The 17,817-nt window shown below is 49.7% G+C and carries 25 protein-coding genes; 24 read left to right on the forward strand and 1 reads right to left on the reverse strand.

Features of this window, described 5'->3' with window-relative positions; all coding sequences use genetic code 11:
* Positions 1–198: 198 nt before the first annotated feature.
* The 22 genes from BZK40_RS12035 to BZK40_RS12140 all read left to right on the forward strand — a co-directional run bounded on the left by BZK40_RS12035 (position 199) and on the right by BZK40_RS12140 (position 16,185).
* The gene (locus BZK40_RS12035) at positions 199–507 is read left to right on the forward strand and encodes a hypothetical protein (RefSeq protein WP_079934703.1); all 309 of its coding nucleotides are present in this window, start codon (positions 199–201) and stop codon (positions 505–507) included.
* Positions 504–770 carry a hypothetical protein gene (locus tag BZK40_RS12040; protein ID WP_079934704.1) on the forward strand — a complete coding sequence of 89 codons (267 nt, stop codon included), beginning with the start codon at positions 504–506 and terminating at the stop codon, positions 768–770. The genes BZK40_RS12035 and BZK40_RS12040 overlap by 4 nt, the downstream gene beginning before the upstream one ends.
* A 182-nt stretch (positions 771–952) precedes the next feature.
* Positions 953–1,288: a hypothetical protein gene (locus BZK40_RS24700; protein WP_200080504.1), complete on the forward strand. Its 336-nt coding sequence runs from the start codon at positions 953–955 to the stop codon at positions 1,286–1,288.
* The gene (locus BZK40_RS12050) at positions 1,276–2,733 is read left to right on the forward strand and encodes a glycosyltransferase family 2 protein (RefSeq protein WP_079934705.1); all 1,458 of its coding nucleotides are present in this window, start codon (positions 1,276–1,278) and stop codon (positions 2,731–2,733) included. The genes BZK40_RS24700 and BZK40_RS12050 overlap by 13 nt, the downstream gene beginning before the upstream one ends.
* Positions 2,715–3,305 (forward strand): hypothetical protein, encoded by a 591-nt coding sequence (locus BZK40_RS12055; protein WP_079934706.1) that lies wholly within the window; start codon positions 2,715–2,717, stop codon positions 3,303–3,305. Before BZK40_RS12050 ends, BZK40_RS12055 begins: the two co-directional genes overlap by 19 nt.
* The gene (locus tag BZK40_RS12060; RefSeq protein ID WP_079934707.1) at positions 3,305–3,655 is read left to right on the forward strand and encodes an HNH endonuclease; all 351 of its coding nucleotides are present in this window, start codon (positions 3,305–3,307) and stop codon (positions 3,653–3,655) included. The genes BZK40_RS12055 and BZK40_RS12060 overlap by 1 nt, the downstream gene beginning before the upstream one ends.
* Positions 3,656–3,812: 157 nt before the next feature.
* Complete coding sequence (locus BZK40_RS12065; RefSeq protein WP_032433024.1) at positions 3,813–4,286, forward strand: phage terminase small subunit P27 family; 474 nt, start codon at positions 3,813–3,815, stop codon at positions 4,284–4,286.
* The gene (locus BZK40_RS12070) at positions 4,286–6,022 is read left to right on the forward strand and encodes a terminase large subunit (protein WP_047047382.1); all 1,737 of its coding nucleotides are present in this window, start codon (positions 4,286–4,288) and stop codon (positions 6,020–6,022) included. The genes BZK40_RS12065 and BZK40_RS12070 overlap by 1 nt, the downstream gene beginning before the upstream one ends.
* Entirely contained in the window at positions 6,022–7,326 is a 1,305-nt protein-coding gene (locus BZK40_RS12075; protein ID WP_079934708.1) for a phage portal protein, read from the forward strand. Before BZK40_RS12070 ends, BZK40_RS12075 begins: the two co-directional genes overlap by 1 nt.
* Positions 7,327–7,339: 13 nt before the next feature.
* On the forward strand, positions 7,340–8,188 hold the full coding sequence (locus tag BZK40_RS12080; RefSeq protein WP_079934709.1) for a head maturation protease, ClpP-related: 849 nt from the start codon (positions 7,340–7,342) through the stop codon (positions 8,186–8,188).
* 9 nt (positions 8,189–8,197) lie between these two features.
* Complete coding sequence (locus BZK40_RS12085; protein WP_032104393.1) at positions 8,198–9,409, forward strand: phage major capsid protein; 1,212 nt, start codon at positions 8,198–8,200, stop codon at positions 9,407–9,409.
* Between the two features lie 42 nt (positions 9,410–9,451).
* Positions 9,452–9,778: a head-tail connector protein gene (locus tag BZK40_RS12090; protein WP_079934710.1), complete on the forward strand. Its 327-nt coding sequence runs from the start codon at positions 9,452–9,454 to the stop codon at positions 9,776–9,778.
* A 63-nt stretch (positions 9,779–9,841) separates the two neighbouring features.
* Positions 9,842–10,054: a hypothetical protein gene (locus BZK40_RS12095; RefSeq protein ID WP_039517925.1), complete on the forward strand. Its 213-nt coding sequence runs from the start codon at positions 9,842–9,844 to the stop codon at positions 10,052–10,054.
* 1 nt (position 10,055) lies between these two features.
* On the forward strand, positions 10,056–10,388 hold the full coding sequence (locus BZK40_RS12100) for a phage head closure protein (protein WP_071692342.1): 333 nt from the start codon (positions 10,056–10,058) through the stop codon (positions 10,386–10,388).
* The gene (locus tag BZK40_RS12105; protein ID WP_079934711.1) at positions 10,381–10,920 is read left to right on the forward strand and encodes an HK97-gp10 family putative phage morphogenesis protein; all 540 of its coding nucleotides are present in this window, start codon (positions 10,381–10,383) and stop codon (positions 10,918–10,920) included. The genes BZK40_RS12100 and BZK40_RS12105 overlap by 8 nt, the downstream gene beginning before the upstream one ends.
* On the forward strand, positions 10,917–11,282 hold the full coding sequence (gene gp17, locus BZK40_RS12110) for a tail completion protein gp17 (protein WP_039517932.1): 366 nt from the start codon (positions 10,917–10,919) through the stop codon (positions 11,280–11,282). Before BZK40_RS12105 ends, gp17 begins: the two co-directional genes overlap by 4 nt.
* 57 nt (positions 11,283–11,339) lie before the next feature.
* Positions 11,340–11,831 (forward strand): phage tail tube protein, encoded by a 492-nt coding sequence (locus BZK40_RS12115; RefSeq protein WP_039517935.1) that lies wholly within the window; start codon positions 11,340–11,342, stop codon positions 11,829–11,831.
* A gap of 52 nt (positions 11,832–11,883) precedes the next feature.
* On the forward strand, positions 11,884–12,264 hold the full coding sequence (locus tag BZK40_RS12120) for a phage tail assembly chaperone family protein, TAC (RefSeq protein WP_003841709.1): 381 nt from the start codon (positions 11,884–11,886) through the stop codon (positions 12,262–12,264).
* 113 nt (positions 12,265–12,377) lie between these two features.
* Positions 12,378–12,551 (forward strand): phage tail assembly protein T, encoded by a 174-nt coding sequence (locus BZK40_RS25020; protein ID WP_423244266.1) that lies wholly within the window; start codon positions 12,378–12,380, stop codon positions 12,549–12,551.
* 62 nt (positions 12,552–12,613) lie between these two features.
* Entirely contained in the window at positions 12,614–13,333 is a 720-nt protein-coding gene (locus BZK40_RS12130) for a zinc ribbon domain-containing protein (RefSeq protein ID WP_079934712.1), read from the forward strand.
* A gap of 74 nt (positions 13,334–13,407) precedes the next feature.
* Positions 13,408–15,882, forward strand: a complete 2,475-nt coding sequence (locus BZK40_RS12135; RefSeq protein WP_079934713.1) for a phage tail tape measure protein — start codon at positions 13,408–13,410, stop codon at positions 15,880–15,882.
* A gap of 42 nt (positions 15,883–15,924) precedes the next feature.
* Complete coding sequence (locus BZK40_RS12140) at positions 15,925–16,185, forward strand: DUF1327 domain-containing protein (RefSeq protein ID WP_079934714.1); 261 nt, start codon at positions 15,925–15,927, stop codon at positions 16,183–16,185.
* A gap of 4 nt (positions 16,186–16,189) precedes the next feature.
* Here BZK40_RS12140 and BZK40_RS12145 read toward each other — a convergent pair whose 3' ends face one another.
* Entirely contained in the window at positions 16,190–16,477 is a 288-nt protein-coding gene (locus BZK40_RS12145; protein WP_079934715.1) for a hypothetical protein, read from the reverse strand.
* A gap of 162 nt (positions 16,478–16,639) precedes the next feature.
* Here BZK40_RS12145 and BZK40_RS12150 point away from each other — a divergent pair, with 162 nt between their 5' ends.
* On the forward strand, positions 16,640–17,233 hold the full coding sequence (locus BZK40_RS12150; RefSeq protein ID WP_079934716.1) for a hypothetical protein: 594 nt from the start codon (positions 16,640–16,642) through the stop codon (positions 17,231–17,233).
* Positions 17,233–17,817 (forward strand): hypothetical protein, encoded by a 585-nt coding sequence (locus BZK40_RS12155; protein ID WP_048217931.1) that lies wholly within the window; start codon positions 17,233–17,235, stop codon positions 17,815–17,817. Before BZK40_RS12150 ends, BZK40_RS12155 begins: the two co-directional genes overlap by 1 nt.

The following is a 17,817-nucleotide window of genomic DNA, read 5'->3' on the forward strand; positions in this document are numbered from 1 at the left end:
TAGTGTAGTGCCTAAAGCTTGCACAGCATGTAGAAGCAGCAGTCTAGTACACTAGACTGCTTGAATACTCTGAATCAACTAAACACTTAAGCTCGACTGGATTGGCATTACAGCAGGCATTCACTGAGTGCCTGTGATAATGCTCTTGCGCACAGTTATTGATATACTCCTTACATGGATAAAAATGAGGGGTAAAGCGTGTCAGCAATAAATCACATAAAAAACCCGCTAACAATTATTGGTATCTTCGCAGGGATAGTTGAGGTTTCAGCTAACTTTGTTCTTCCATTCTTGGAAGAGGGGCAACAAGCAACATACATATGGTTTTTGATGCTGTTCCCGGCTGCTTTAGTGGTTCTTTTCTTCATAACGCTAAACTTTAATCACGTTGTGCTTTATGCCCCAAGCGATTATAAGGATGACCAAAGCTTCATGAGAGCTAATGGGAAAATGGATAACAACGTAGTAGTGGGTACCGATCCAACACAGGGGTTTGATTTGTCATGAGGACATTCATATCTGGCACGTTCAAAAATACAACAATGGACCTTGATGGTGCGCATTATGAAGAATGCACTTTTCAGAATTGCATTATTCGTTTTCGCGGGACAGCTCCATTTGGGTTAGTAGGTTGCAAATTTGAGTCATGTAAATGGTCTTTAGAGGGGCCAGCGGCCAACACAATCCAATTTTTACGTTTAATGTATAAAGATATGGGTGATTTTGGTAAACAAATGGTCGAAGCAACATTTGAAAATATAAAAAAATGACGCCAGCACCTGAGTAATTTGTATTTTTATAAAGCCTCGCTTATGCGGGGCTTTTTTATGCGCATCGCACGCGCACATCAAAGAGAGTCTTTCAGTAGTGAGCCTGGGTGATGCCGTTAGGTTGCGTTTACCTCTCGGGCGGCATTGCCGTGCGACAGGCTCACGTCTAAAAGGAAACGCACATGAAGTATCAGCTCGCAAAATTGTATCGCGGTGATCGTTTCTTCGGGTATGGAATAGCAGTAGGTGGCTTGCTTATTGATGGTCAGGTTTCAACGGTGGTAGAAACTGCGCCAAACGAAATGCCGAAAGTAATTGCGACATTTAATCTCAGCAATGAACATTCCGAAAATCAACCACGAATTGATTTAGACAACCCAAGTGCTTCTAACGAATTCCATTTTGTAATCCATCCAGAAAAGCAATTGACAGTTGAGCAAGCAGAAGAGCTAGGTGATGTAGTGAATGATTTTCTTGCTAAGCACAATCTGTGTGGTGGTGGTGCATGGAAGTATTGATAAACGGGGTACGTTTTATACCAGAAGGCGATAACAAGGTACGTATTGGGATAGCAATCACAACCCATAATCGTCATGAAGTGCTTAAGCGAGCCATTGAGCAGCACATGAAGCATCTTCCATCTGGTGCGCTGGTGGTCGTGATCGATGATGGCTCAAAACCTGCATCGGTAGTGCCAGTCGGCGTGCAACTGCTTCGGCATGAAACATCACTCGGCATTGTTGCCTCGAAGAACGCCAGCCTGTCAGCCCTGATGGATGTCGGGTGCGAGCATCTGTTTTTATGGGATGATGATGCCTGGCCCATCGCCGATAACTGGCATCTTCCCTACATCGAATCACCAGAGCCGCACCTGGCTTACCAGTTTCTGGATCTGGCCGGTTGCAATAAGCTGAACGACATGGCGGAGCTGTACCGTGATGATAAGCATGTTGCTTACACTGGTCAGCGCGGGGTGATGCTTTATTACCACCGCAGCGCCATCGAGAAGGTTGGCGGATTCGATCCGGTATACGGTCGCGGCATGTACGAGCATCCCGATCTGGCGCTTCGGATACACAACGCTGGTTTAACGTCGTGGGCGTTCGCTGATGTAATTGGCTCTGAAAAGCTGATTCACTCAATGGACGAGTACGAAGAGGGCGCGCGCTCAATACCACGGCCTGACCGAGAGGCACTGGTAAAAAGAAACGTTGGCATCTTCAACGCCCGACGCGACAGCGGTTATACAGGCTTTGCCTCGTACAGCAGAAATCCAAATCTAGTGATTACGACGCTGCTCACAAGCCAGCCAGACCCACAGCGAGGCAGGAAGATGAAACCCGACCCGCAGGCTCTTCAGGCTTGGGCAGATTCAATATCCGGCGCGCTGCCGATTGTCCTGGCTGACGAATTAAAAGAGTCGCCAACTGGCGCTGGTCTGTTTGAAGTCCCGCCGTTGGGTATGAGCCCCTACTTTGCTCGCTGGCTTCACATCTATCAGTATCTTCGTGCCCACCCTGAATACCATCTTGTCTGGTGTACTGACGGGACAGACGTTGAAATGCTGCGTGAGCCTTGGGCAGAGATGGCGCCGGGTAAAATTTACGTTGGCTCTGAGCACAAAACCTACTTTGACGAATGGATGAAGGACAATCACCACGGCAAAGCTTATAGCGTGTTCTTCGAACTGCACCGGGATGAGCAACTGCTTAATGCTGGCCTGATTGGTGGCTGCCGTGAAGATGTAATGGAGTTCGCCCACCGGATCATCCGTCAGCATTACCTTATTGAAAGCCACCGCTTCTGGAAGATGGAAGCAGCTCCCGCCACGCTGGTGGATATGGGCGCTTTCGGAATGGCTGCAAAGTCATTCGGTAATCGAATCGTTACGGGCCCTCTGGTGCATACCATCTTTAAAACGGACGGTTTCGGTAAGGAGTTAGCGTGGTGGAAACACAAGTGAAGTTTGCAGTTATCGGACACCATTCCCGATATAAGCAGGTATCGCGTCTTGCTGAACTTCTCGGTGATGTACTGCTGATTGATAGCGGAGACCATGGCGCAAACTGGAATCATCGCCGCGCGCTTGAATGGGCATCATGGCAGGATTGCCGGGTAGTAATTATCGAAGATGACGCGTTGCCCGTTTCAAATTTCGTTGAGCGGGTTAGTGAATGGCTTAACCGCTTCCCGGAAACGCTGGTGAGTTTCTACCTGGGCACAGGCCGCCCACCTCAATATCAAATGCAAATAGCCGAACGGCTGATAGTTGCTGATAAGACTCGGGCAGACTTCATCATGTTGCCGCGACTGATACACGGGGTTTGCTATAGCGTACCGCATCAGCATATTGAGCGCGTGTTGTCTCGATGGGACAGCAGCAAGCCTGCCGATTATGCCGTTGGTGATGCCTATGGCGGCGCTGTGGTTTATCCGTGTTACTCGCTGGTGGACCATGCTGACGGCGAACCGGTGGAGCGTCACCCTGATTCATCGCCACGAACAGAACGCCGCCGGGCGTGGAGGTTAGCCTGATGCCTGCGTTAATACCGAGAGCATGCCGCAAGCGTGGCTGCCCTTGCACAACCACAGATCGCTCAGGCTATTGTCCCAAGCACCTTAACGAAGGCTGGCAGCAGCATCAGCGAGGACAGAGCAGGCATCAGCGAGGTTATGGCAGCAAGTGGGACAGGCTGCGCCCAATCGTTCTCGACAGAGATAAACACCTTTGTCAGGAATGCCTGCGAAATGGAAGGTATACACCCGCAGAGACGGTGGACCACATCACCGCCAAAGCAAATGGGGGGGCCGATGACCTGTCCAACCTCGAAAGCCTCTGCAAGCCTTGCCACAGGGCGAAGACAGCGGTTGAAAGATTCAAATGACATCAATTCTCATTTGAGTAGACCGAGGGGGAGGGCGGGTTGAAAGTTCAGGAACGACGCGCCAAAGGACCGCCGCCTAACCTTTTTTCACATCGCCGCAGGTTAGAAAACTTTTTTATGGGGTCCCCCATTCGATGATTAATAGGAGTTTTCGATTATGTCTGGACCACCGAAAACCCCGACACATCTACGTTTGGTGAGGGGTAACCCATCAAAACGCCCGATAAATGAGAACGAACCAAAACCCGCTGCAGGGGTACCCCCAACGCCGAAGCATTTCGACAAACAGGGGAAGTACTGGTTCAAGCGGATGGCTGAAGAGCTAGATGCGATTGGTGTGATGTCTCAACTGGATGCCAGAGCTCTTGAGTTGCTGGTTGAGGCATATACCGAATACAGGCACCACTGCGACACGCTCGAAATTGAGGGATACACCTACCGGACCGAAACGCAGAGCGGTGATGTGATGATCAAAGCTCACCCGGCAGCCATCATGAAAGCTGATGCCTGGAAACGTCTGCGCGCCATGCTCGGTGAGTTCGGCATGACGCCAGCAAGCCGCTCTAAAGTGAATGCAAAAGGTCCTGATGCGGTTGACCCGCTGGCCGAGTTTATGAAAGCGAGGGATTAATGGCTAAGGTTGCAGATGGCATCCGCTACGCCGAGAGGGTGGTGGCGGGGGAAATTATTGCCTGTGAATATGTGCGCCTTGCCTGTCAGCGTTTTCTTGACGATTTGGCACACGGCGAAGAGCGCGGTATTTTCTTCAGTGAGCCGCGCGCGCAGCACATCCTGAATTTCTATAATTTTGTTCCTCACGTCAAAGGCGCGCTGGCTGGCCAGCCTATTGAACTGATGGACTGGCATGTTTTCATCCTGATTAATATTTTTGGTTTTGTTATCCCGCTGGTTAACGAAGAGACGGGGGAAACCGTCCTGCGTAACGACGGCAGCGGTCGGCCGGTGATGGTTCGGCGTTTCCGTACAGCAGATGTTGAGGTGGCCCGTAAAAATGCCAAATCAACACTTTGCTCCGGTGTGGGTCTCTATATGGCTGGCGCTGACGGCGAGGGCGGGGCGGAGGTTTATTCCGCTGCCACCACCCGTGACCAGGCGCGAATTGTTTTTGAAGACGCGAAGAATATGGTCAAGAAGGCGAAAGCCACTCTTGGCCGGATCTTCGAATTCAACAAGCTCGCTATCTACCAGGAGCAAACGGCCTCCAAATTCGAGCCTTTATCATCAGATGCGAACAACCTCGACGGCCTGAACATACACTGCGCCATCGTCGACGAGCTGCATGCTCATAAAACCCGTGACGTCTGGGACGTTCTGGAGACGGCCACCGGCGCGCGCCTGCAATCACTGCTTTTTGGTATCACCACAGCCGGCTTTAACAAAGAAGGCATCTGCTATGAACTGCGCGATTACGCCATCAAGGTGCTGCGCGGCCTGGTTAAAGACGATACGTTTTTTGCCATCATCTACACCTTAGACGAAGGTGACGATCCCTTTGATGAAAAAGTCTGGCAGAAGGCGAATCCGGGGCTGGGTATCTGTAAGCGCTGGGATGACCTGCGCCGCCTGGCTAAAAAGGCGAAAGAGCAGGTTTCGGCCAGGATTAACTTTTTCACCAAACACATGAATATCTGGGTTACTGCTGAGTCGGCCTGGATGGACATGATGAAATGGGAGAAATGCGAGTTTATCGCTCCGCAGCATGAACTTAAAACCTATCCCTCCTGGGTGGGCGTTGACCTCTCAAACAAAATTGATATCTGTGCGGCCGCTAAAGTCTGGCGCGCGCCAGGTGGTCACGTTCATGCAGATTTTAAATTCTGGCTCCCGGAGGGGCGCCTTGAGAAGTGTTCACGCCAGATGGCAGAGCTCTATCGTAAGTGGGCCGAGATGGACAAGCTGATCCTTACCGACGGGGATGTAATCGACCATGCTCAGATTAAGGAAGAGTTGCAGGTGTGGGTTGCCGGCGAGAGTCTGAAAGAAATTGGCTTCGACCCCTGGAGTGCGACGCAGTTCAGCCTTGCGCTGGCAGAAGAAGGGCTGCCGCTGGTGGAAGTACCGCAGACGGTTCGCAATTTCTCTGAGGCGATGAAAGAGGTCGAAGCGCTGGTATACGGTGGCCGCTTCCATCACAGCGATCACCCGGTAATGAACTGGATGATGTCCAACGTAACCGTAAAACCTGACCGGAACGAGAACATTTTCCCGAATAAATCCACACCAGAGGCCAAGATTGATGGTCCGGCGGCATTGTTCACAGCAATGAGCCGCGTTCTGGTTAACGGTGGCAACGACCAGCAGGATCTTTCCGGATTCTTCAATAATCCCATCATGGTAGGTTTCTGATGAAAAAAAACAAACAGCCAGGCAGGGTGAAAAGCGCTCTGCTTAACTGGCTCGGTGTGCCTATCAGCCTCACTACCGGCACATTCTGGGAGGAATGGTTTGGTACCAGCAGCAGCGGAAAGGTGGTAACGGCCGATAAAGCCATCCAGCTATCGGCAGTGTGGGCATGCGTAAGGCTGTTAAGCGAGTCTATTTCAACCCTTCCGCTGAAAATATACGTTCGACAGCCTGACGGTTCACGAAAAGCAGCAACCGATCACCCTGCCTATTCGATACTGTGCCGCCGTCCCAATTCAGAAATGACGCCATCACGCTTTATGTTGATGGTGGTCGCCAGTATCTGCCTGCGCGGGAACGCTTTCATTGAGAAGAAATTCATCGCAAATCGCATGGTTTCGCTGGTGCCTTTGCTGCCGCAGAACATGGTGGTTAAACGTCTCACTACCGGGGCGCTGGAATACAAATACACTGAAAACGGTAGCGAGCGCGTCGTTCCCGTCAAAAACATCATGCACATTCGCGGGTTCGGTCTGGATGGTGTTTGCGGCATGATGCCGATGAAAACCGGACGGGATGTGATCGGTTCAGCAATGGCGGTTGAGGAGTCTGCTGCGAAGATATTTGAACAGGGGCTTCAGAGTTCAGGTTTTCTCTCCGCTGATAATGCGCTGAGTGACGAACAACGTGAAAGACTTCGCAGCTACATGGCTGCATTTACCGGTTCAAAAAACGCCGGGAAAATCATGGTACTTGAAGGTGGATTGAAGTATCAGGGCGTTACCATGAATCCGGAAGATGCCCAGATGCTGGAAAGCCGATCTTTCAGTATTGAGGAAATCTGCCGCTGGTTTCGTGTACCTCCTTTCATGGTTGGCCACACCACGAAACAAAGCAGTTGGGCATCCAGTCTTGAGGGTATGAACCTGCAGTTCCTGACTCATACTCTTCGACCGCTGCTTGTTAATATTGAGCAGGAAATTGGCCGGTGCTTACTCGACAGCGATGACGAAGTGTTTGCAGAATTCTCTGTTGAAGGTCTACTGCGAGCCGATAGTGCCGGTCGCGCGGCATACTATACCAGCGCGCTTCAGAATGGCTGGATGTCCCGTAATGACGTTCGTCGTCTTGAGAACATGCCGCCAATTGAAGGGGGCGATATTTACACCGTTCAACTCAACCTGACGCAACTGAAAAATCTCGAAAGCAGCAACCCTGCTGTTCAGGCGCTGGCCCTGCGAGAGCTGCATAACCACGTATTCCCCGATATTTCCTTTGAACAATCTCCGCTGAAACAGGCCGCTTAGGAGCACTTTCCTGATGAGAAAAAAACAACTTCCGGTAGCACCGGTGGGTCGCCCCTGCGCGCGCGTTACCTGTGAAACATTACCGTCTGCACTGGACCGCTGGGACGGCGGGATCAAAGCGGCGGCCACCGACGATAACAGCATTTCTGTTTTTGATGTGATCGGACAGGACTATTGGGGCGAAGGGGTAACAGCTAAACGTATTGCCGGTGCACTTCGGGCGATGAATGGCGCCGACGTTACGGTGAATATCAACTCCCCGGGCGGCGACATGTTCGAAGGTCTGGCTATTTATAACCTTCTCCGCGAATACGAAGGCCGTGTAACTGTGAAGGTGCTCGGTATTGCCGCCAGCGCCGCCTCAGTCATTGCGATGGCCGGGGATGATATTCAGATCGGTCGTGGTGCCTTCCTGATGATCCACAACTGCTGGGTCTACGCGATGGGTAACCGCCATGACTTTGCGGAACTGGCACAGTCTCTGGAGCCCTTCGATAACGCTATGGCAGACATCTACGCGGCGCGTTCCGGCCTTGATATGGCAGCTGTTCAGAAACTGATGGATGCCGAGAGTTATATCGGTGGCAGTGACGCTGTGGCGAAGGGGCTGGCAGACAGCCTGCTTTCTGCGGATGCGGTCAGTGATGGCGATGAATCACCCGCGGCCGCGCTTCGCAAACTTGATGCGCTGCTGGCTAAAACCAACACCCCGCGCTCTGAGCGCAGAAAACTCATTAAAGCCTTATCCGGTGGCATGCCTGGCGCTGTCACCACCAACGACGGTACGCCGGGCGCTGCCGAAGATATCAAACCTGAAACCCTCAATTCACTTGAAAGCGCTCTTGCGGCGTTAGTCAAATAAGGACCCTTTATGTCTGAAGTAAACGAAATTCTGAAAAAAGTCACTGCCAGCATTGAAGAGGCAACCGGCAAATTCAACGCGAAAGCAGAAGACGCACTCAAAGAGGCGCAGAAGTCAGGCAGGCTGTCAGAAGAAACAAAAGCTGCCGTCGATAAAATGGCTTCTGAGTTCAACGCCCTGCGCGAAGCAGAAAAAACGCTGAAGGCAGCGATGGGCGAACTGGAGCAACATGTCGCCCAGATGCCGCTGGCAAACGCAAAACAGGTTATCGAGTCCGTTGGCCACCAGGTGATCTCCGCTGAAGCCCTGAAAACCTTTGCTTCCAGCGTGGAAGGCGGTAAGCGCATCAGCATCCCGGTCAAGGCCGCCCTGACTTCGGTGGATGTGCCTGATGGTGTCGTGGAGCCACAGCGCCTGCCGGGTATTGATACGGCACCGAAGCAGCGCCTGTTCATCCGCGATCTGATTGCTCCAGGCCGTACGTCCTCCTCAGCTATTTTCTGGGTGCAGCAGACAGGCTTTACCAATAACGCGAAAGTGGTTCCTGAAAATACGCAGAAACCATACAGCGAAATTGAGTTCACGCCGAAAATCACTGGCGTCAGCACCATCGCCCACCTGTTCAAAGCCTCAAAGCAGATCCTGGATGACTTCGCACAGTTGCAGTCCACCGTTGATGCCGAAATGCGCTACGGACTGAAGTATGCAGAAGAGCAGGAAATTCTCTTCGGTGATGGTACCGGCGTTCATCTGCACGGCATCGTTCCTCAGGCGTCAGCTTTCAATCCGGCGTTCACTGTCGAACAGCAGAGCGGGATTGACGATCTGCGTCTGGCAATGTTGCAGGCACAGCTGGCACGCTTCCCGGCGTCTGGTCATGTTCTTCACTTCATTGACTGGGCGCGGATCGAGCTGACCAAAGACAGCCTGGGTCGTTACATTCTGGCGAACCCTGCGGCGCTGACTGGTCCGACTCTGTGGGGCTTGCCGGTTGTAGCCACGGAAGCGGCGGCCTTCCAGGGTAAATTCCTGACTGGTGCTTTCAACGCTGGCGCGCAAATCTTCGACCGCGAAGATGCGAACGTGGTTATCTCCACGGAGAACGCCGACGATTTCGAGAAAAACATGATCACCATCCGTTGCGAGGAACGTCTGGCGCTGGCCGTCAAACGCCCTGAAGCGTTCGTGTATGGCTCCTTCAGCACCGGCGCAGGTAGCTGATAAACACTGCGGCCTGCGGGCCGCTTTTTTTAGGTCAGAAAAATGCTTGATCAAAATGTGGTGAAACAGCACTGCCGCATTGATACCGACTTTACCGGTGATGATGCCTTGTTGACTTTATACACTGGCGCGGCGGCGCGTTACGTTCAGACATGGACGCGGCGAACGCTCTATGAAAAAGAAGACAGCCCTGGTTACGTAGACGACCCTGCCCCGATTCTACTGAATGATGATGTTAAAGCGGCCATGTTACTGCTGATAGGTCACTGGTATGCCAACAGAGAATCAGTGGTCGTTGGTCAGACCGTTGCAGAGGTTCCGTTTGCAGTTGAAGCCTTGCTGCAGCCATACCGAATTTACGGAGTGTAAATATGACCTGTTCCGGGTGCGCGCAGAGGCGCGAATGGATAAAAAAGTGGGCGAAAATAGCTTATGAACGAGCAACTGGTAAAGGAACTAATAGCGGCGCTGCGGGAACAAACCGCAGCTCAGAGAGAACAGACGGAAGCGATAAGCCGCCTGGCTGAATCAAACGCAGCTCTGTGTGATGTCATTATCCAGTCACTGGCAGAAGATGAAGAAATTGATACTACTTCATTAGGTGATGAGCGACCCGTTTACTTGAGTCAAAAACCCAGGGGGTGATATGCAAGCCGGGAAATTGCGTCACAGGGTTACCCTGCAGGTGCCGGTAAAAGAACAGAACCCTACAACGGGAGCCGTAATTAATACCTGGCGCGATGTCGCAACTATCTGGGCCGAAATATCCCCCTTATCAGCACGGGAGTTTATAGCGGCCCAGGCATCACAGGGCGAAATAACAACGCGCATAACGATTCGTTACCGTGCCGGTATTACCCGAAAGCACCGTATTCTCTTTCGTGGCTCAGTATACAACATTGAGGGCGTGCTCCCGGATCCGAAAAGTGGTCGTGAATATCTGACGCTTCCTTGTTCTGAGGGGGTAAACGATGGCTGATAGTGTTGAAGTAAACCTTACAGGCCTCGAATCACTGCTTGGAAAAATGGAGGCTGTTTCCGACGTTACCAGAAATAAAGCCGGGCGTTCTGCGCTGCGTAAGGCTGCGAATATAATCAGGGATCGCGCCAGAAGTAACGCAGCCAGAGTTGATGATCCCCTCACCAAAGAGGCGATATATAAAAATATTGTCGCCAGCTTCAGCAGCAAAAAATTCCGCAGGACGGGTGATCTGGCATTTCGTGTTGGGGTAATGGGCGGCGCCAGTCAGTATGCAAACACAAAGGCTAACGTCAGGAAAGGCAGGGCTGGGAAAACGTTCAAAACACTGGGCGATAAAAGCAATCCTGGCGGCGATACCTGGTACTGGCGTTTTCTCGAATTTGGAACCGAACATGCCGCCGCAAAGCCTGTACTGCGACCAGCGATGAATGGTGTTGATACCGCAGTAATCAGCGTTTTCGCTGAAGAAATGGAAAAAGCTATCGATCGCGCAGTTAGGCGTGCCGACAAAAAAGGAACGACAGCATGATTGCTCCAGTTTTTTCCGTCTGTTCGACAGACCCGAAAGTAAAAGAGCTACTTGGTGCCAACCCGGTCAGGCTTTATCCGTTTGGCATGCATGATGATGACCTTGTGTATCCCTACGCGGTCTGGCAGAACGTGGGCGGTGAACCTGAAAATTACCTGAGTCAGAACCCTGACATCGACCGTTATTCCATTCAGGTGGATGTGTATGGCGACACCGATGAAGATGCTCTTGCTGTGGCGAGAGCATTGCGCGATGTCATTCAGCGCAAGGCTTACATTACCCGCTGGGATGCACAGGGCAGAGACTCTGCAACCCTCAAATACCGTTATTCATTCGACGTTGACTGGCTGGTCAACCGATAACTTAAAACCACTCACATCACACCGGCTAAAAGCCGGTTTTTATATCCGGAGATGACTATGTCAGTAGTGACTCAAGGCACTCAACTTTTTGTGCTCGCGAATGGTGTCGTGAGCGAAATTGAATGTATTACGGCATTCTCACCAGGCGGCAGCCCTGCAGATCAGATTGATGATACGTGCCTCAGTGAACGCAACACCCGAAAATATAAAAAGGGTCTGCGTACACCGGGGCAGGCGACGGCAACGCTTAACGCTGATCCACAGAATGCCAGCCATCTGATGCTCAGTAATATGGCTGAATCAAATGATCAGAGTGATGTGACATTTGCGATCGGATGGTCCGATGGTGAGTCTAAACCAACAACGGGGAGTTCCCCTGATGCTGTTGATGGACTGATTCTGCCTTCAGATCGTACCTGGTACGTGTTCAAAGGTTATGTTTCCGACTTCCCGTTTGACTTCCAGGGTAATACCGTCGTGCAGACGTCTGCTACCATCCAGCGCTCTGGCCAGGGGGCATGGATTCCGAAAGAACAGCCAGGCAGTTAATTAAACGCGGGGATCATACCCCGCCTCATTTATGTTTATACCGGAAAAAGACATGAAACTGACTCTTGATACGCTGAAAAAAACAGGTGCTTTTACTGGTCGTCCTGTTGAGAAAGAAATTAAATGGAAAGGTGCTGACGGGGAAGAACATATTGCCACAACTTATGTTCGCCCTCTGGGTTATCACACTGCCACGTCTGACGTTCTCGCTGGTCTTGGCAAGATTGATGGCGTTGCTGGTCGTATTGCAGCATCAATCTGTGATGAAGACGGGCATCAGGTGTTTACCGTTGCTGATGTGACCGGCGAGGCTGATCCTGAACGTGGCGCACTGGATGGCAATCTTACAGTGGCTTTGCTGGTGGCTATTCAGGAAGTTAACGATCTGGGAAAGACGGACTCAGCGCAGAAGACGAAATCTGGTGCGAACTAGTCCTTAACGGGATTGGTGGACGTACCATTTCAGAAGCGCAGGAACGCCTTAGCTTCCTTGAGTTCCAGCAGTGGGTTCAGTATCGTCAAAAATACGGAAGCCTAAACCCTATGATGCGGACGGAATGGGGAGCAGCGTTGATTTCTTCTGTGCTGGCTAATGTGAATCGCGGTACAAACACACCGGCATTCAGCGTTGCTGATTTCGCCCCTCACATAGCAGCTGTAGAGCGCGTTGCCGCTAACGAACCAATCAGCCTGCATGAAGCGATGAGGACGTGGAATTGAAAAGTAGAATTTATTAGAAACGCTTTCCTTGCTACCCTATCTAAAAACAAGGAGATCAAGGAATGGCTTTGATTAAATGCAAAGAGTGTGGAGAACAGGTATCTGATAAGGCCGCATCATGTCCAAAGTGCGGAGCTCCCATAGCAAAAAAAAACAAAGGCCCATCGGGATGTATGATGGTGTTTTTTATTTTTGTAGGGGTTCTTATCCTTCTTTTGTTTATTGGCAAAGTAAGCAATAAAAAAGAAGCACCTAGCCAAATAGTGGGTAGCACACAGGTAAGCACTGATAAGTTGAAAAATGATGTCGTAAAAGAAGTAGAGGTAAAAAAAGAACCAGTTACAGTTATTAACTGGCATAACCAACCCACGAAAGATAGCGTTACTGGTGAGGTTGGGGAGATTTTTTATAATACATCGAAAAACCATGTTAATTTCCCATTCCCATACAACGTTGATGGTGGATCTGTACTCAACTTGGTTTTCCGCAAAAGAAAACAAGGTACTGATGCCTATGTCGTGATATCTAAAGGTCAGATTGTATGTGGTTACTCAGATTGCTCAATAAGAACGAAGGGCGATAACGGAAAGGTAAAAACCTGGACTGCAAGTAGTGAGGCGTCTGGAAGATCAGATATGATTTTTCTTGATAACCCACAGTCTTTCGAAAAATATATCAAGAGCAATAAAAAAATCACTATTGGAGTGACATTTTATCAATCTGGCGAACAGGGGTTCGATTTTGATGTTTCAGATTATCCAGAGCAAGCAAAGAAAAAATAAAAGTAATATTTACACTATTTAATAAGCATTAAAATGCCTCGCTTTGCGGGGCTTTTTTTTACCTGGAGGACAGCGTGGCAAGTAAATCATTAGGTACATTAACGATAGACTTAATTGCCAAAGTTGGCGGCTTTGTTGGCGGCCTAAGCCAGGCTGAAAGGGCATCGCAGAAATGGCGAAAACAGGTTCAAGAGGATGCAAAATCTGTAGCTGTTGCATTCACAGGGGCAGCAACTGCAGCAAGCGCCGCTGCTATTGGCGTAGGTGTGGCTGGATACAACCTGTTAAAAAACACCTCCAGGCAAATTACTGAGTCTGACCGTTGGGCTAAGTCGCTCAACATGTCTACTCAATCATTACTTGCTTGGCAGTATGCTGCAGAAAAAGCAGGTGTTTCAGGCGATCAAATGGCTGATATTTTTAAAGATATCGGAGATAAAATTGGTGACTCGGTACTGAATAAATCAGGTGAGGCAGTAGATGCATTGGATGCACTCGGTTTATCAGCTAAAAAATTATCGAGTGAATCGCCGGATAAGCAACTTTTAGCCATAAGTGATGCGCTAAGCAAGATTAAAACAAACGCTGAAAAGACTACTATTCTTGAAAGCTTGGGTAACGATCTCTCTAAGTTGCTTCCTTTGCTTGATCAGGGCGGTGATAAATTACAAAAATATATTAAGGCTGCGAAAGAATTTGGCGTAGCACCAGATGATACCGATATAGAAAGTCTCGTAAAAGTTAATTCAATCTTTGAGGATATGGAAAACCAAGTTAAAGGGGTTAAGATTGAATTATCAGCTGGATTAGCAAAGGTTGACCTTTCTAACCTGCAGAAATCAATTAGCGACATGGGTGATGTATTTAAAGACCCTGAAGTTATCAAAGGTATCACCAACCTTGTTAGTGGTGTGGTCGACCTCGCTACCTGGCTTGTTAAGGTTGGAGCGGAAGCAGGAAAACTCATCGATCTTTACAAAGGGGGACAGGCAGTAGGGGAGAATGCATCTATAGAGGAAATTGATCGTCGCATAAGAAACCTTGATGCAGATTTAAATGACGAAGGTTTTCTTGCAGATTTCAACAGATTAGGAATGGATGTGGAAGGGAAACGGGCTGAACGATCAGAGCTTGAACGCCGCCGAGCAATCCTTAAAGCAGGAAATAACCTACCTCTATATCCAGCAACCATAGGTAATTATTCTTCATCTAAAACAGATTATCGTCTTGACGCAGGAGAATCAAACGGGAAATTAAAAACTGATACTTCAGCAAAAAAACTTGAATCAGCTTTTAAATCAATGGAGACAAGTTACCTCCGTCAGATTGCTCTCATCGACACCACTGGAAAGAAAAGCGCAGAAGTTACTGAACAGCAAAAACTACAATTTGATATCGCTGACGGAAAGCTAACTGGACTTAATGAAACACAGAAGCAACGCCTTGAACAACTGGCTACAGAGGTTGATCGCCTAAATTCCGTAAAAAAGGCAAACGAGGAAAATCTAAAACTGGCTGAATACGTATCGAACCTTCAGCGTGAAAATGCGAATTCAGCGGCTTCTCTTGATGCAGATGTCATTGGCGCAGGACTTGGTGATAAAGCCCGCGAAAGGATGCGTGAGCAACTCAGCATTGAACGCGAATTTCTGGAGAAGCGAGAGGATTTGCAACGTCGGTATCAGAGCGGAGATATTCGTAGCCAAGAGGATTATGACCGTTATAACCAGGAACTGGACAAAGCGCTTGCTGAGCGACTCGATAAATACCGTTCTCATTATGACCAACTGGATGAGTTACAGGGAAACTGGCTGGCAGGGGCTCAGAATGGTCTGGCTAACTGGGTAGACACTTCCAGCGATTATTACACTCAGGTATCAGATTTAGTCGGTAACACCCTTGATGGCCTGGTGGATAACATGGCTGATGCCCTCAGTGGTAATAAAGCTGACTGGGCAAGTTGGGCGAACAGTGTGTTGAATGAGCTGCAGAAAGTCTTGCTCAGGGCAATTATGGTCAACACGCTTAAATCTGCTGGTGATAGCGGTTGGTTTGGTTCGCTTGGTGGGATGTTTGGTAGTTCAGTGGCTGGCGCAGCATCCACTGGCGGTGCAACACCGTCCGGAGCTTATACAGGTGCGGCATCTCAATTGAAATTCGCCAAGGGTGGTGTAATGGATTCGCCTGATCTTAGTCGTTTCCGTAATGGCGTCGTGAACAGTCCGACGATGTTTGCTTTCGCCAAAGGTGCGGGGCTCATGGGAGAAGCTGGTCCTGAAGCTATTATGCCCCTTACGCGTACTGCTGACGGTAACCTCGGTGTTCGTATGGTGGATGACACGGTTTCTTCTGTTGGCGGTGGTGGTACTCAGCTCCAGCAAACCATTCAGCAACATTTTTCTATTTCCGGTAACGGTGACGCCGCACTGAAGCAGGCTATGCAGGAAGCTGCACGACAGGGAGCTAACGACGGTGCGAAACAGGCGCGTAAGGATTTGCTTCAGGACTTCTCTAATAGAGGTCAGGCGAGGCGATTGCTTGGCGTGTAATGCATTATTAATATTCATTAAGCCGAAAGGTGGGAGACAGATATGAATTTAGAAAAACAAGTTGAAATACTTGATATTAACAAATACGACTTAACAGTTAAGTCACTTTATTTAGCTGGCCAATCTGTTTCCGTGGTATTGGAGGTGCATTCTTCACGAATGACAACGGTACCGTTGTTCAGTATGGATATCGAAGTGGAACGAAAAAAAGATGCCAGTCTCTCTTATTATGAGTCGGAAGCTATAAAAAAAGCCGCCTCACTAATCCATAATATTGCTGACAAATTGAGTGTGACGGCTTAAATATTTATTTCAAGAATGGTTCTGGTTGACTATTACCAAACATGAGCCTAACAGGTGGCTGCATAAGCTCATTGATTGCATGCTTCGTCACTGCCGTCCCACCCATGTTAATTTTACTCAACTCACCATTAAGTTTGGCTTTTAGTGATTCGCTAAACTTCTCATCGCCGCTTTGCTCGTCTAGCGTTGAAACAATGCTGTAAAGTAAGAAGTTAGAAGCCGTCTTGATCTTCTGATTTTCTTTGGTGAGTTCGTTAACCTGACGAATCAGATCATTAATTACTCTTTCCATTTTGTCTCCTGAATGAGGTTATCAACCATCCCTCTTTACCTAAGTACGCCAGTGTCCTTCCACTGACGGGCTGAGTAACAACCATAACCAGGTATGTAAACCAGTAACATCCTGACAAATGATCAGTAGCGCCGCTGTGCGCAGAATAATGCAGGAGTATCTATGGCTGTACTCGAATGGCCGGAAGATGTCTGTCCCGCGTCGCTGACATGGCGACCTGAGAGTAATACCAAAACCTTTCGATCTCCATTCAATGGGGCATCGCAGACAGCACGCTTCCCCGGTACCCGCTGGGTATGTTCCCTGACTTTTAATAACCTGACTGACGAAAAATCCAGGCGTATTGATGCTCTGGTGGCTTCGCTTGACGGTGAGTATGGCAGGGTAAAAGTTCGTGACTGGGGGCGAAGTGGCAGAACGCCAGCGGGCGTGCCCGTTGTTGATGGCGCTAACCAGACCGGAACCCAGATCCAGAGTAAGGGCTGGACGCCGGGAACAGTGGTGCTCAGACAGGGCGATTATTTCACTGTTAATGACGAGCTTAAGATGGTCACAGCCGATGTAACGAGCGCGGCGAACGGTACCGCAATGATTGTATTTGCGCCGATGTTGCGTAGTTCTCCGCCTGCTAATGCTGTCATTGAGGTTGCGAAACCCTACGGTATTTTCAAACTGAAAGATAACCAGCAGGGTGCCGGTAATCGTGTGCCGGGTGTTTTTACCAGTTACATGCTGGAGCTTGAGGAGGCATTTTGATGCTGTATTCCCCCTTTTCGGATTCGATGGTGGACTGGTTATCCCGCGACAGGGTGACGGTCGCGATCGCCGCCAATATTCAGTTTGAATCCGGTACCGTCTATGTACATTCCGGTACCGGGACACTGGTTCTCGGCGGCTATGTCTATTACGGTATGGGGCGCATGGGCTCCGTTGATGATGCCAGTGAAACCAGCACGACAAGCCCCACGCAGGTCAAAATGACCCTTTCTGGTCTGGATATGGCCCTCTTTGCCACCACGCTGAATGAACGCTGTGTGGGCAGAAATGCCGAAATCTATCTGGTTGCCATGGATGATAACGGTGTTGTCCAGGTTGCCGATCTCCTGTTTAAAGGGCGTGTATCCAGTACAGGGGCTACCGCTGGCGGGACGAACGCCCTGCAGTACACCATCAGTAATATTTTTGAAGACTGGCAGCGTCCTTTCCCCGATCGTTATACCGATGAATCGCAGCAGGCTGCTTATCCCGGCGATCGCATATTCCGGTATGTGGCGCAGATGTCTGAACGTTCGATTTACTGGGGCAGTAAAAAAGATGCACCAGGATTTACCTATAAGTGA

It is taken from the genome of Citrobacter portucalensis, from assembly GCF_002042885.1.
Taxonomy (GTDB): domain Bacteria; phylum Pseudomonadota; class Gammaproteobacteria; order Enterobacterales; family Enterobacteriaceae; genus Citrobacter; species Citrobacter portucalensis.

Bases quoted from the DNA above. Each gene is read 5' to 3' on its own strand.
- BZK40_RS12040 (WP_079934704.1), top strand. From the start codon at position 504: ATGAGGACATTCATATCTGGCACGTTCAAAAATACAACAATGGACCTT.
- BZK40_RS24700 (WP_200080504.1), top strand. From the start codon at position 953: ATGAAGTATCAGCTCGCAAAATTGTATCGCGGTGATCGTTTCTTCGGG.
- BZK40_RS12050 (WP_079934705.1), top strand. From the start codon at position 1,276: ATGGAAGTATTGATAAACGGGGTACGTTTTATACCAGAAGGCGATAAC.
- BZK40_RS12060 (WP_079934707.1), top strand. From the start codon at position 3,305: ATGCCTGCGTTAATACCGAGAGCATGCCGCAAGCGTGGCTGCCCTTGC.
- BZK40_RS12065 (WP_032433024.1), top strand. From the start codon at position 3,813: ATGTCTGGACCACCGAAAACCCCGACACATCTACGTTTGGTGAGGGGT.
- BZK40_RS12070 (WP_047047382.1), top strand. From the start codon at position 4,286: ATGGCTAAGGTTGCAGATGGCATCCGCTACGCCGAGAGGGTGGTGGCG.
- BZK40_RS12075 (WP_079934708.1), top strand. From the start codon at position 6,022: ATGAAAAAAAACAAACAGCCAGGCAGGGTGAAAAGCGCTCTGCTTAAC.
- BZK40_RS12080 (WP_079934709.1), top strand. From the start codon at position 7,340: ATGAGAAAAAAACAACTTCCGGTAGCACCGGTGGGTCGCCCCTGCGCG.
- BZK40_RS12085 (WP_032104393.1), top strand. From the start codon at position 8,198: ATGTCTGAAGTAAACGAAATTCTGAAAAAAGTCACTGCCAGCATTGAA.
- BZK40_RS12090 (WP_079934710.1), top strand. From the start codon at position 9,452: ATGCTTGATCAAAATGTGGTGAAACAGCACTGCCGCATTGATACCGAC.
- BZK40_RS12095 (WP_039517925.1), top strand. From the start codon at position 9,842: ATGAACGAGCAACTGGTAAAGGAACTAATAGCGGCGCTGCGGGAACAA.
- BZK40_RS12100 (WP_071692342.1), top strand. From the start codon at position 10,056: ATGCAAGCCGGGAAATTGCGTCACAGGGTTACCCTGCAGGTGCCGGTA.
- BZK40_RS12105 (WP_079934711.1), top strand. From the start codon at position 10,381: ATGGCTGATAGTGTTGAAGTAAACCTTACAGGCCTCGAATCACTGCTT.
- gp17 (WP_039517932.1), top strand. From the start codon at position 10,917: ATGATTGCTCCAGTTTTTTCCGTCTGTTCGACAGACCCGAAAGTAAAA.
- BZK40_RS12115 (WP_039517935.1), top strand. From the start codon at position 11,340: ATGTCAGTAGTGACTCAAGGCACTCAACTTTTTGTGCTCGCGAATGGT.
- BZK40_RS12120 (WP_003841709.1), top strand. From the start codon at position 11,884: ATGAAACTGACTCTTGATACGCTGAAAAAAACAGGTGCTTTTACTGGT.
- BZK40_RS25020 (WP_423244266.1), top strand. From the start codon at position 12,378: ATGCGGACGGAATGGGGAGCAGCGTTGATTTCTTCTGTGCTGGCTAAT.
- BZK40_RS12130 (WP_079934712.1), top strand. From the start codon at position 12,614: ATGGCTTTGATTAAATGCAAAGAGTGTGGAGAACAGGTATCTGATAAG.
- BZK40_RS12140 (WP_079934714.1), top strand. From the start codon at position 15,925: ATGAATTTAGAAAAACAAGTTGAAATACTTGATATTAACAAATACGAC.
- BZK40_RS12145 (WP_079934715.1), bottom strand. From the start codon at position 16,477: ATGGAAAGAGTAATTAATGATCTGATTCGTCAGGTTAACGAACTCACC.
- BZK40_RS12150 (WP_079934716.1), top strand. From the start codon at position 16,640: ATGGCTGTACTCGAATGGCCGGAAGATGTCTGTCCCGCGTCGCTGACA.
- BZK40_RS12155 (WP_048217931.1), top strand. From the start codon at position 17,233: ATGCTGTATTCCCCCTTTTCGGATTCGATGGTGGACTGGTTATCCCGC.